Origin of the sequence: Bacillus rugosus, assembly GCF_023238245.1 — a bacterium.
Classification (GTDB): domain Bacteria; phylum Bacillota; class Bacilli; order Bacillales; family Bacillaceae; genus Bacillus; species Bacillus rugosus.
This window is the reverse complement of the sequence record NZ_CP096590.1, coordinates 1,677,690-1,689,499: the sequence shown is the minus strand read 5'-3', so window position 1 is coordinate 1,689,499 and position 11,810 is coordinate 1,677,690. Positions and strand designations below refer to the sequence as shown.

The following is an 11,810-nucleotide window of genomic DNA, read 5'->3' as shown; positions in this document are numbered from 1 at the left end:
CTATCATAAAACATGAATAAAATAAGACGGCATACATACTGAAATCCCCCTTATGATTCAGGGGGATTTTATTGTCTCGTATGGTGTTTTTGCAATTTAGCTAAAGCTTCCTGAGCAGCGTGCTGTTCGGCTTCTTTCTTTGAACGGCCGTTTCCGACTCCGAGTGGTTCACCTTTTAGAGATACGATGGCTTCAAATTCACGGTTGTGCGCAGGTCCTTTTTCGTTGGAGATTTTATACTCCAAAGAGCCTTTGCCGTCCCGCTGCACATATTCCTGCAGCTGGCTTTTGAAATCCATCACATGAGAAAAAGCACCATCGTTAATTTTAGGGAACACATAGACTTTTAAGAAACTTTCGACCGGCTCTAACCCCTGGTCAAGATACAAGGCTCCGATAAATGCCTCAAAAACATCCGCCAATAGTGCGGGACGCTTTCTTCCGCCTGTCATTTCCTCACCTTTACCCAACAGGACAAGGTCGCCGAATGACAGTTCGTGAGCCAATGAAACGAGAGACGGCTCGCATACAATCGCGGCTCTCAGCTTCGTCAAATCTCCTTCACTCATAGCCGGGTACTTGGCAAATAAGAATCTGGAGATCGTCAGTTCCAAAACAGCGTCACCTAAAAATTCAAGCCTTTCATTATCCTCATACGGCTTTTTCCGATGCTCATTCACATAAGATGAATGTGTAAATGCTTGATACAAAAGCTTTTCATTTTGAAAGTGAACCGAAATCCGTTCTTGAAACTCTTTAAACTGTTCTACTTTTTTATAGAACTTTTTTTTATCTTTATAATGTGAGTGTTTTGACATAGTAACCTCCATAGGCACATCAGGTTCACCGCGCTTCTCTGACTAAACCGGATACAGCGCGCGTAAAAGCGGCATGCTGTAGTAACTGCACGAATAAAGGGCTAAAGCCCCGCGTTTCGGCGGGACTTTTAGCATCAGCTTATTGCTGGTTTTGTATGTAGTTCACAGCGTCGCCGACTGTTGCAATCTTTTCAGCATCTTCGTCAGAAATTTCCATATCAAACTCGTCTTCAAGTTCCATAACAAGCTCAACTACATCTAGGGAATCAGCACCTAAGTCTTCCTTGAAAGAAGCTTCAAGTTTGACGTCTGCTTCATCAACGCCAAGGCGATCTACGATGATTTTCGTTACACGCTCTAATGTGTCTGCCATAGCAATTCACCTCCCCTCAAGTATTATAGTGGATTCGTTTTTAAAAAACTAGAGAAACTATGATGAAATTTTTGAGAAAAAAACTTACATCACCATTCCGCCGTCAATATGAAGCGTTTGGCCAGTCATGTAACGAGCTCCCTCAGAAGCAAGGAACGTGACAACGCTGCTGACGTCGCCAGGTTCGCCAAAGCGCGCGAGCGGAATTTGTTTCAGCATTTCGTCTTGAACGTCTTTTGTAAGCTTATCTGTCATATCAGTGGAGATAAATCCAGGCGCAATCGCATTTACCGTAATATTGCGGCTTGCAAGCTCTTTAGCAGAAGATTTTGTTAAACCGATCACGCCGGCTTTTGCAGCCACGTAGTTGGCTTGTCCAGGATTTCCGCTGACGCCGACGATAGACGATACGTTAATAATCCGGCCTGAACGCTGTTTCATCATCTGTCTTGTAACAGCTTTCGTGCAGTTGAAAACACCCTTCAGGTTAATGTTAATGACATCATCCCATTCATCTTCCTTCATTCTCATGATGAGATTGTCTCTTGTAATTCCGGCATTATTAACTAAAATATCAATCGTAGAAAAAACAGAAAGCGTTTCTTTTATCATGTTTTGTACATCTTCGGGATTTGATACATCCGCTTTGACAGCAATTGCTTTTCTGCCCATTGATTTGATTTCATCTACCACTTCATTTGCTTTCGCTTCATTGCCGGAGTAGTTCACGACAACATCGGCGCCGCTTTTTGCCAGGTCAAGGGCGATTGAGCGGCCGATTCCGCGGGATGCGCCAGTGACAATAGCCGTTTTGTCATTAAGCATTATCATTCTCCTCCTTAAGCGTTTGAATTGCCAGTTCGATCGTTTCCGGATCTGATACAGCAATTGTTTTTAACCGTCTATTCACTTTTTTCACAAGGCCTGAAAGCACTTTTCCGGGGCCGATTTCAATAAAAGTCGTAACACCCTCTGCAATCAGCTTGTTAATGCTTTCCTCAAAACGAACCGGAGAGTAGAGCTGCTCAATGAGTTTCTCTTTAATTTCAGCTTTATCAGTCATGACATCGGCAGAAACATTTGAGATGACCGGAACGCCAGCGTCTTTTATGTCACAGGAGTCCAATACTTCTTTCAGCTTTTCCGCAGCAGGCTTCATCAGTTCGGAATGGAACGGACCGCTTACTTCAAGCGGAATGGCGCGTTTTGCACCGTTCTCTTTTGCCTGTTCAGATGCAAGCTCTACACCTTTAGCTGTTCCGGAAATAACGATTTGTCCGGGACAGTTGAGATTTGCAAGCTGTACAAGATGGCCTTCCTCCGTGACTTTATCGGTTACTTGCTTTAATGCTTCAGCGTCCATGCCGAGAATCGCAGCCATAGCTCCTTCGCCAGCCGGCACTGCTTCATTCATAAACTCTCCGCGTTTTCTGACGGTATAAACAGCATCTTTGAAAGACAGTGCGCCAGACGCAACCAGTGCGGAATATTCACCAAGGCTGTGTCCTGCTGTGAAATCAGGTGTAATACCAGATTCTTTAAATTTCTCAAGAACAGCAATGCTTGTCGTCAGCAAAGCAGGCTGTGCATTGTATGTAAGTGTTAATTCTTTCGCATCACCTTCAAAAATCAGGGAGCTAAGTTTTGTTTCCAATGTTTCATCCGCTTCATCAAACAGACGTTTTGCAGCAGGCACCTGCTCATAAAGCTCTTTCCCCATGCCGATAAATTGTGATCCTTGACCTGGGAATAAAAATGCAATCTTACTCATGATGTAAAAACCTCCAGACTACTCATCTGTTTTTTCTTCTTTAACTTCTTCCTGAATGAGCGCAGCCACATTTTGGCTGACCATCTCTCTCGCTTGCCGAATCGCATGAAATACAGCATTAGAATCTGATGAGCCGTGCGCCTTGATCACAGGCGCTTTTAAGCCAAAAAGACTTGCTCCGCCATAATTCGAATACTCCATTTTCATTTTCATTTCTTTCAACTTTGGCTTCAGCACAGCTGCTGCAAGCTTTGATGTGAGATTAGACGTCATTACTTCTCTCATCATTTTAAAAATAGATAACGCAGAGCCTTCCAGCGTTTTGAGTGTAACATTCCCGGTAAATCCGTCTGTTACTACAACATCCGCCACATCATCTAAAAGGTCTCGCGCTTCCACATTTCCGATAAAATGAATGTTTGCTGTTTCTTTTAATATTTGAAACGTCTGCTTTGTCAGTTCGTTTCCTTTTTTATCTTCTGTTCCGACATTTAAAAGCCCGACTCTCGGTGAAGTGACACCGCGCACTTGCTGAGAATAAACAGAACCCATGATGGCGTATTGAACGAGGTGCTCCGGTTTGGCGTCGACATTGGCGCCGACATCAAGGAGAAGAAATCCGTCTCCTGAAACGGTCGGAAGTGTCGGGGCAAGCGCCGGGCGGTCAATCCCTTTAATTCTTCCGACAATAAACAGACCGGCTGTCATTAATGCACCGGTATTTCCTGCTGAAATGCAGGCGTCAGCTCTGTTTTCGGCAACTTCCTGCGCCATAAGGACCATAGATGAGTTCTTTTTTCTACGCACGGCGCGGACCGGTTCATCCGTAGGCTCAATCACTTCATCTGCGTGCAGCACCGTGATGCGATCTGATGTAGTTGTTAAATGTGATTCTATCGTTGTTTTGTCACCGACAAGTGTGATATGGAGATCATCAAATGCCTCTATACCTTTTATAACTCCGTCAATAACAGCTTTGGGAGCGTGGTCTCCTCCCATTGCATCTACAGCTATTCTCATGCATGCTCCACCTTTATGAATGTTTTGAACGATACATGTCAAAGCGTCCAGAAAAAACAATTTCTTCGCCAACGTAGCTGTTCACTTCGACAACCGTTCTTCCTTTTTCTTTTTCGACAGCCGTCACTTTCGCTTTTGCTACGACACGTTCACCCTGCTTTACCTGTCTTGTAAAGCGGATGTCTGCACTTGCAGTCAGCGCCAGCTCGTCATCAATGACTGCAACGGCCAAAGAATTCGCCTGTGCAAATAAATGGTGTCCTCTCGCAATCTGATTCCGGCTGAACACGTGCTCCTGTTTTATTTCTAAAATGGATATCGCCTGATCATCCAGCTCAAGGTCAATAATTTCTCCGATAACTTCATCAAGTGACAGGGACTTCACTTCGTCCTCAAGTGTTTTCTCTGCCACGTTCTTAATTCTTTCTCTCAGCTCCGGTATGGAAAGCTCTAAGCGGTCCAAACGTATCGTCTGGATGCTCACCCCGAATTTACTTGCTAATTCTTCATCTGTAATAAAGGGGGTTGCTTGAATCGTCTGCTGAAGTAATTCCTGGCGTTCTCTCTTATTTCTTCTCATATCTAAACACCATCCGGACAATTAAGACTAGGTACTAATAGTAGTATATAATTTCATAGATTGGAATGCAACGATTGTTTCTGGCTGAACACCAAAAACTTCTGATACTCAGCTTAATTTTTCCCCGTCCATTACTCCGCTCTTCAGCAATTCATCTCTTAACACAGCGTATTCCGGCTCCTTCCAGAACGCGTCAGAAGCCACAAGATTCGCAGCATCCTGCCTTGCCGTTTCAAGTGCCCTGTAATCATGAACCATGTCCGCCACCTTGAATTCAGGCATTCCGCTTTGTTTTTTGCCGAAGAAATCACCGGGACCTCTCAGTTCCAGATCCTTTTCAGACAGCTCGAAACCGTCATTGGTCTCCGACATGATCCTCATCCGTTCTTTCCCTGTTTCTGATTTAGGATCGGCCATCAGAATGCAGAAAGATTGATGCTCCCCCCGTCCGACACGGCCGCGGAGCTGGTGAAGCTGTGACAGCCCGAAACGGTCGGCGTCATAAATCACCATAATGGTTGCATTCGGAACATTCACGCCAACCTCAACAACAGTGGTTGATACAAGAATTTGACAATGATTCGCACTGAATTCTCTCATGACCTGATCTTTTTCATCGGAATGCAGCTTTCCGTGCATAAGGCCGACGTTCCATTTCCCACGAAAAATATCAGAAAGCATATTGTACACGTCAATGGCGTTTTGCACATCAAGCTTGTCTGATTCTTCAATCAGCGGGCAGATGATGTAAGCCTGTCTACCCTGCTTTAATTCTTTTTCGACAAATGCCAAAATACGATCCAGCATGTCATGCTTTACCCAATAAGTTTCGATTTGTTTTCGTCCCGCCGGCATTTCATCAATGACAGATACATCCATTTCACCGAACACTGTGATGGCTAACGTTCTTGGGATTGGAGTTGCTGTCATAAAGAGAACATCGGGATCCTGCCCTTTGTTCCGAAGCTTTTTACGCTGCTCAACTCCAAATCGATGCTGTTCATCCGTAATGACAAGACTCAGCGCCTTAAACTCCACCTCATCCTGAATTAAAGCATGAGTTCCTACAAGAATATCAATCTCTCCCGCCGCGAGACGCTCAAGCAGTTCTTTTCGCCGCTTCCCTTTAACAGAGCTTGTCAAAAGGGCGACGCTGACATCCCACTTTTCAAATAGTGAAACGAGCGAATCAGCATGCTGTTCGGCCAGAATTTCTGTCGGCACCATGAGCGCTCCCTGGTATCCGGATAGGATCGCGGCATACAGCGCAATGGCGGCAACTGCCGTTTTTCCTGATCCAACGTCCCCTTGAAGTAGACGGTTCATTCTGTATGGAGAAGACATGTCTGCTGTTATTTCGCGGAGCACGCGCGACTGGGCGTTTGTAAGGGGAAACGGGAGGCTTTTAATAAATCCCATGAGTTCTTCGTTTGAAAAACGCTGCCATATCCCTTGTGTCTGCTCTCTTTCCGCCTTTCGGAACGCCTGCATTTTCAACTGAAACAACAAAAATTCTTCGTAAACAAACCGGCGTCTGGCAAGCTTTAACGCTTCTCTTGTTTCGGGCTGGTGCATTGCTTGTAACGCCTGCTGATAGTCTGGCAGCTTATAGCGTGTTTTTAGCCTTTCCGGCAGAGGATCTGAAAGTGAATCTGCATATTGGTTCAGCGCCTGCTGAATAAAGCGTCTCATCATTTTGACGGTAACATTTTCTTTCACAGAATACACAGGTTCAATACTCTTATCCTCTTGGTGCGGACCGTTTTTTAACTCCTGAACAGAGATGGTTTGGCGGTGCTTGTCCCATTTACCGGAGACCGTCACAACAGAGCCCAGAGAAAGCTTTTTCTTCAAATAAGGCCGGTTGAAGCATACAGCTGTGACTAAATAGTTGCCGACAAGAACCCTAAATGTCAGCCTGTTTCGTTTCTTTCCGTAATAGGTAAGAGAAGGCTCTGAATGAACCTTCCCTTCGACTGTGACTCTTTCATCATGCTTCACTTCTTCTAAATCCCTCAGCTCGTAGTCATCATAACGATAAGGGAAATAATTCAGAAGATCAGAAATGTCATAAATACCGAGTTCATTTAATGTTTTTTCTGTTTCCGGCCCAATACCCTTAATGTTAGCTATACTAGTTTGCTGATGTTGTTTCACTTGAACCTAGCGCTCCTCCGAAAATTTTTTTCTCTAATTCTCTTCCTGTCGGTGTTGCTGCTAAACCGCCCTGGCCTGTTTCTCTAAGTGCAGTGGGCATCGTTTGGCCAATTTTATACATGGCATCGATAACCTCATCACATGGAATGCGGCTTGTAATGCCTGCCAATGCCATATCAGCTGCAATCATCGCATTTGACGCGCCCATTGCATTCCGTTTCACGCAAGGTACTTCAACAAGCCCCGCAACAGGATCGCACACTAGGCCGAGCATATTTTTTAATGTAATGGCCATGGCCTCCGCGCTTTGTTCGGGTGTTCCGCCTGCCATTTCAACAATCGCCGCAGCAGCCATGCCTGATGCTGATCCAACCTCTGCCTGACAGCCCCCGGCGGCACCGGAAATACTTGCGTTATTAGCCACAACAAATCCGAAAGCCCCGGCTGTAAATAAAAAGCGGATCATTTGTTCTCTTGTTGGGTTCAGCTTTTCTTTTACAGCAAATAACGTGCCAGGCACCACACCGGCAGAACCTGCAGTTGGTGTCGCACAGATCGTTCCCATGGCTGCATTTACTTCATTTGTTGCAACAGCTTTCGATACAGCATCTAAAATCAGCGGGCCGGACAGGCTTTTACCTGATCGGATGTAGGCCTGTAATTTAACGGCGTCACCGCCTGTTAAGCCCGTTTGGCTCGTAACTCCCTCGAGTCCTTTCTGAACCGCAGCTTCCATAACAGTCAAATTATGATCCATCTGCTGAAAAATCTCTTCTTTTGTTTTTTCTGTTACCTCCATCTCTTGCGCGATCATGACATCAGAGATGGATATTTGCTTTTCTTTAGTAATCTCAATTAATTCATTTACATTACGAAACATAACTGGCTCCTCCTGACCTTTCGCTAGTCAGCAATCTTTGTCACTTGAATAATATTCGGCAGCTTTGACAGCTCGTCGAGAACGTGGTCGTCAATATTTTGATCGACTTCTATTGTCATCAAAGCAAGCTGGCCGATATCCTTTCGGGCTACTTCCATATGTCCTACGTTGATTGAAAACTTCGCCAGAACATTGGCAACACCGGCAATTGTGCCAAACTTGTCATTATGAACAACCAATATGGCCGGATGATTTCCGGACAGCCGGAGTTCAAAACCATTTAATTCTGTGATTTCAATCTTTCCTCCGCCAATCGAAATACCCGTCAGCTCAAGCTCTCCCTTTTCATCGGAGATAGTGATTTTGGCTGTGTTCGGATGGACCGGGACAGCGTCTTCCACCCGAAACTCTATATCAATTCCTTTATCCTCTGCAATTTGTATAGCGGTTTTAATCCGTTCGTCGAATGTATCAAAATCAAGCAATCCGCCGATAATCGCAACATCTGTGCCATGGCCCTTATACGTTTCCGCAAAAGAGCCGTAAAAGGATACAGTGATGCGCTCAGGCTCCCTGCCAAATAAACTTCTTGCCACTCTTCCGATTCTCGCCGCTCCCGCGGTATGCGAGCTGGACGGACCGATCATAACCGGGCCGATAATATCAAAAACGCTTCTGTATTTCATGCTATTCCTCCTTATGAACCAGAGCTTATAAGCGCTTTGCTTCTAGACTAATTGATCATATATAAAATGGCAAGCGGGCGCGTTACAGCGCTGCCGCACTTAAAAGCAGACATAAGAATAGAAGGGCAAATTGCCCTTCTATTCTACAGAAACTATATACGAATACAGCGGCTGTTTTCCGTTGTGGATCTCAACCTCAATCTCCTCGTACTTTTCACCGAGAAACGCTTCAAGCTCCTCAGCTTCTTCCTGAGACGCATCCTCACCATATAGGATGGTGACAATTTCGTCGTTTTCTCCGATCATTTCTGACAGCAGCATTTTCGCGGCTGACAGCTGATCTACAGCTGTGCCGATAATCGTTCCATTCAGAATTCCCATAAAGTCGCCTTTTTTAATGTCTTTGCCGTCAATATGAGTATCTCTGACTGAGTACGTCACCTGTCCGCTTTTCACTTGCTGAATGGCGCTGAGCATATTGGCTTCGTTGGCTTCAGCTTCCTGATCCGGATTAAATGCCAGCAGGGCTGACATCCCTTGCGGAACCGTTTTGGCCGGAATGACAAAAACCTGTTCATCCATTACACTGGCCGCTTGATTAGCTGCCATGATGATGTTGGAGTTATTTGGTAAGATGAACACCGTTTCTGCATTTACAGATTTCACGGCCTCGACAATATCCTCAGTGCTCGGGTTCATGGTCTGTCCGCCTTCGATCACAACAGAAGCACCGATGCTTTTGAATAAGTCCGAAATGCCTTCTCCCATCACCACAGTTACAATGCCATACGGCTGCTTCGCCGACGGTTTGTTGTCAGCAGGCTTGCTTTCCTGACTGATGATGGAGGTATGCTGCTCTCTCATATTTTCTATTTTAATTTTGATTAATTCACCGTAATGCTGGGCATAGTTTAACACGTTTCCCGGCTCTTCAGCATGAATATGAACCTTCGCCAATGATTCATCCGCAATAACCAACAGAGAATCACCGAACTGGCTGAGGTCTTGTCTGAACGCACCTTCGTCGAATTCTCTTTTTGTCTGATCGAGCTTTACCATCACTTCGGTACAAAAACCAAATTCAATATCTTCGGTATTCATCATGCTTTGCGCGCTCTTATGATGCTCTGCACTGACCATGTCATCAAGTGACGGAAGAACGGCTTTCTGAGACACAGTTTCACCTTTTAATGAAGCAAGGAAACCTTCATATACACAAAGCAGGCCTTTGCCGCCGCTGTCGACGACTCCTACTTCCTTCAGGACAGGAAGCAATTCAGGGGTCCGGTTTAAAGACGCCTCTGCTTCTTCTGTTACTGCAGTCATGAGCGCTATGATATCGGTTTCTTTTTCTGCCAGTGTTATCGCTTTTTTCGCAGCGTCTTTTGCTACTGTTAAAATGGTGCCCTCTACAGGTTTCATGACAGCTTTATACGCCATATCAACACCTGCTTGCAGTGAAGCGGCAAACTCCAGCGCATTAATTTCTTTTTTCGTTTCAATGCTTTTACTGAATCCGCGGAACAATTGGGACAGGATCACTCCTGAATTTCCGCGTGCTCCCATGAGCAATCCTTTAGATAACGCGGAGCCCACCTTTCCGATATCATCCGTATCCATTTGCTCCACTTCTCTTGCTCCGGAAGTCATCGACAGGTTCATGTTTGTTCCAGTATCGCCATCCGGCACCGGAAACACGTTCAGCGCATCAACCGCACTCGCGTTTTGAGACAGATTCTGCGCTCCCGCAAGAATCATCTCGGCAAAGGTTCTGCCGTCTAATGTTCTGATAGACAATCCTACTCCTCCTAACTACGGGTTCGTCACTCGGACGCCTTGGACATAAATATTAACAGAGTCCACTGCCAGCCCGATGGTTTGATTTACTGTGTACTTTACTTTTGTTTGGACATTATGTGCCACTTCAGAAATTTTCGTGCCATAGCCGACAATGATATACATGTCAATATGTATCTGTTCTCCTTCTTGGCGAACTTGGACACCCCTGCTGAAATTCTCTTTCCGAAGGATCTCAGTCAGTCCGTCTTTAATCTGTTTTTTAGAGGCCATGCCAACAATGCCGTAACAGTCAATCGCCGCGCCTCCTGCAACCATCGCAATGACTTCATTAGATATATCAATCTGCCCGTATTTCGTTCTTAATTCAATGGACACACTAGTTCCTCCTTCGAATGCATAGAGTTACAGCTATTCTACTATATGGTTTCCATTATGAAAAGAAAAGACCCGGCTATTGCTGCCCGTCCCTCTACATATACTATAGCACCGCTGTTTCCGCAAGATGTCAAGTGAATTTTCTTGAAAGATGATGAAACAATAGTTGCAAACGTTTTTTAGCTGTGGTAAATTATTTAAAGTATCCATATCGAAAGCATCTAAGATTATATGAATGTTAAAAAGTAGATGTTTTGTGCAAGTGAGGAGGGAAACAAATGGCACGTAAATGCGTTATCACAGGTAAAAAAACAACAGCTGGGAATAACCGTTCTCACGCAATGAACGCTTCTAAGCGCACTTGGGGCGCGAATCTTCAAAAGGTTCGTATCCTTGTGAACGGAAAACCTAAAAAAGTATATGTATCTGCTCGAGCTTTGAAATCCGGTAAAGTTGAGCGTGTATAACAAAATGAACGCCTGCCTCGATAAGTGGCAGGCGTTTTTATGTGGTGAAAGAGGGCTTTGAACCCCTGGGCATTAATCTTTTCTAAATGAGCCCAGCATCGCCCGGACAATTCCTCCTAAAAACTTCGGCAATTTAATGGTGTAAAATTTCATTTTTTGTCCCCTCCTATAACGTCCCGTAACCGCCTGTTCATTGATTTCAGCAAATGAATGAAAGCACATGCTAATCCGTGCTTCTTATCATTATTAATATGCCTTTTGCAAACGAAAAAGTACCTCGTGAATGAATGAGTTCGTTACTAATACATAGTGTTGAACCAAGCGGAATATGACACTTATTTAGCGGATATTTAAAATCGGTCAGGGTCAGTTCATGTATTTCTTCGGAAAACGGTATAAAGGAGATATATCGCTTGTTTTCATCCTTCTCAATATCATATTCACCGGGAGGGAACATTTGAATATGATTTTGTTTGTCTATCAGCCTAATTTTTATATTCGTTTTTACACCTCTATACAGAAGCTGAATGTTTCCTAAAAAATGATCAGCTCTGCCGCCTGTAATGCCGAAAATCTGAATGATATCCGGCTGTTTTTCCAGCGCCCAATCAAGGGCGAGGTCTAAATCTGTTTGATCTTTTTCTGCTTGATACACATGGAGAGCGGGAGCGGCTTTTTCAATCCGGCGGCGTTCTTGCTCTGTTATGCTGTCAAAATCTCCAAAGGCTTCATCAGGAATGATCCCGGCATCTAAGAGAGTGACGGTGCCTTTGTCAACACCGACCCAAAGGATGTGCTCAGCCGTATAGCTCGTTAGATCAGGAATGAGATCTTTAGGGCCTCCCGCAACAATATTGATTGTTTTCATCTCTGATTCCTTTCT

14 protein-coding genes are annotated in these 11,810 nt (G+C 44.8%); 1 reads left to right on the top strand and 13 read right to left on the bottom strand.

The genetic code is table 11. The features are described 5' to 3' along the window. Nucleotides 1-68: 68 nt before the first annotated feature. From rncS to M0696_RS08595, 11 genes are all read right to left on the bottom strand, one after another. Complete coding sequence (gene rncS / locus M0696_RS08645; protein WP_014113767.1) at nt 69-818, bottom strand: ribonuclease III; 750 nt, start codon at nt 816-818, stop codon at nt 69-71. Between the two features lie 139 nt (nt 819-957). Beyond that, entirely contained in the window at nt 958-1,191 is a 234-nt protein-coding gene (gene acpP / locus M0696_RS08640) for an acyl carrier protein (RefSeq protein ID WP_003154310.1), read from the bottom strand. An 84-nt stretch (nt 1,192-1,275) separates the two neighbouring features. Further along, entirely contained in the window at nt 1,276-2,016 is a 741-nt protein-coding gene (gene fabG, locus M0696_RS08635) for a 3-oxoacyl-[acyl-carrier-protein] reductase (protein WP_166853032.1), read from the bottom strand. Further along, nucleotides 2,009-2,962: an ACP S-malonyltransferase gene (fabD, locus tag M0696_RS08630; protein WP_166853035.1), complete on the bottom strand. Its 954-nt coding sequence runs from the start codon at nt 2,960-2,962 to the stop codon at nt 2,009-2,011. Before fabD ends, fabG begins: the two co-directional genes overlap by 8 nt. An 18-nt stretch (nt 2,963-2,980) precedes the next feature. Then, nucleotides 2,981-3,982, bottom strand: a complete 1,002-nt coding sequence (plsX, locus tag M0696_RS08625) for a phosphate acyltransferase PlsX (protein WP_166853038.1) — start codon at nt 3,980-3,982, stop codon at nt 2,981-2,983. Nucleotides 3,983-3,995: 13 nt separating this feature from the next. Beyond that, complete coding sequence (gene fapR, locus M0696_RS08620) at nt 3,996-4,562, bottom strand: transcription factor FapR (protein WP_063335345.1); 567 nt, start codon at nt 4,560-4,562, stop codon at nt 3,996-3,998. Nucleotides 4,563-4,670: 108 nt separating this feature from the next. After that, nucleotides 4,671-6,719: an ATP-dependent DNA helicase RecG gene (recG, locus tag M0696_RS08615; protein ID WP_222142814.1), complete on the bottom strand. Its 2,049-nt coding sequence runs from the start codon at nt 6,717-6,719 to the stop codon at nt 4,671-4,673. Beyond that, nucleotides 6,697-7,599 carry an L-serine ammonia-lyase, iron-sulfur-dependent, subunit alpha gene (sdaAA, locus tag M0696_RS08610; RefSeq protein WP_166853047.1) on the bottom strand — a complete coding sequence of 301 codons (903 nt, stop codon included), beginning with the start codon at nt 7,597-7,599 and terminating at the stop codon, nt 6,697-6,699. Before sdaAA ends, recG begins: the two co-directional genes overlap by 23 nt. Nucleotides 7,600-7,622: 23 nt before the next feature. Next, nucleotides 7,623-8,285: an L-serine ammonia-lyase, iron-sulfur-dependent subunit beta gene (gene sdaAB, locus M0696_RS08605; protein WP_222142813.1), complete on the bottom strand. Its 663-nt coding sequence runs from the start codon at nt 8,283-8,285 to the stop codon at nt 7,623-7,625. A 138-nt stretch (nt 8,286-8,423) separates the two neighbouring features. Further along, nucleotides 8,424-10,082 carry a DAK2 domain-containing protein gene (locus M0696_RS08600; RefSeq protein ID WP_166853050.1) on the bottom strand — a complete coding sequence of 553 codons (1,659 nt, stop codon included), beginning with the start codon at nt 10,080-10,082 and terminating at the stop codon, nt 8,424-8,426. Between the two features lie 15 nt (nt 10,083-10,097). Then, complete coding sequence (locus M0696_RS08595) at nt 10,098-10,460, bottom strand: Asp23/Gls24 family envelope stress response protein (protein ID WP_166853052.1); 363 nt, start codon at nt 10,458-10,460, stop codon at nt 10,098-10,100. Between the two features lie 278 nt (nt 10,461-10,738). Between M0696_RS08595 and rpmB the strand changes: the two genes are divergently transcribed. Then, entirely contained in the window at nt 10,739-10,927 is a 189-nt protein-coding gene (gene rpmB / locus M0696_RS08590; protein ID WP_003221548.1) for a 50S ribosomal protein L28, read from the top strand. A gap of 72 nt (nt 10,928-10,999) precedes the next feature. On the opposite strand, the gene spoVM is transcribed toward rpmB, so the two are convergent. Both spoVM and M0696_RS08580 read right to left on the bottom strand, forming a co-directional pair. Continuing rightward, nucleotides 11,000-11,080, bottom strand: a complete 81-nt coding sequence (gene spoVM / locus M0696_RS08585; RefSeq protein WP_003221545.1) for a stage V sporulation protein SpoVM — start codon at nt 11,078-11,080, stop codon at nt 11,000-11,002. A gap of 70 nt (nt 11,081-11,150) precedes the next feature. Beyond that, complete coding sequence (locus M0696_RS08580; protein WP_166853054.1) at nt 11,151-11,795, bottom strand: thiamine diphosphokinase; 645 nt, start codon at nt 11,793-11,795, stop codon at nt 11,151-11,153. Nucleotides 11,796-11,810: the final 15 nt, after the last annotated feature.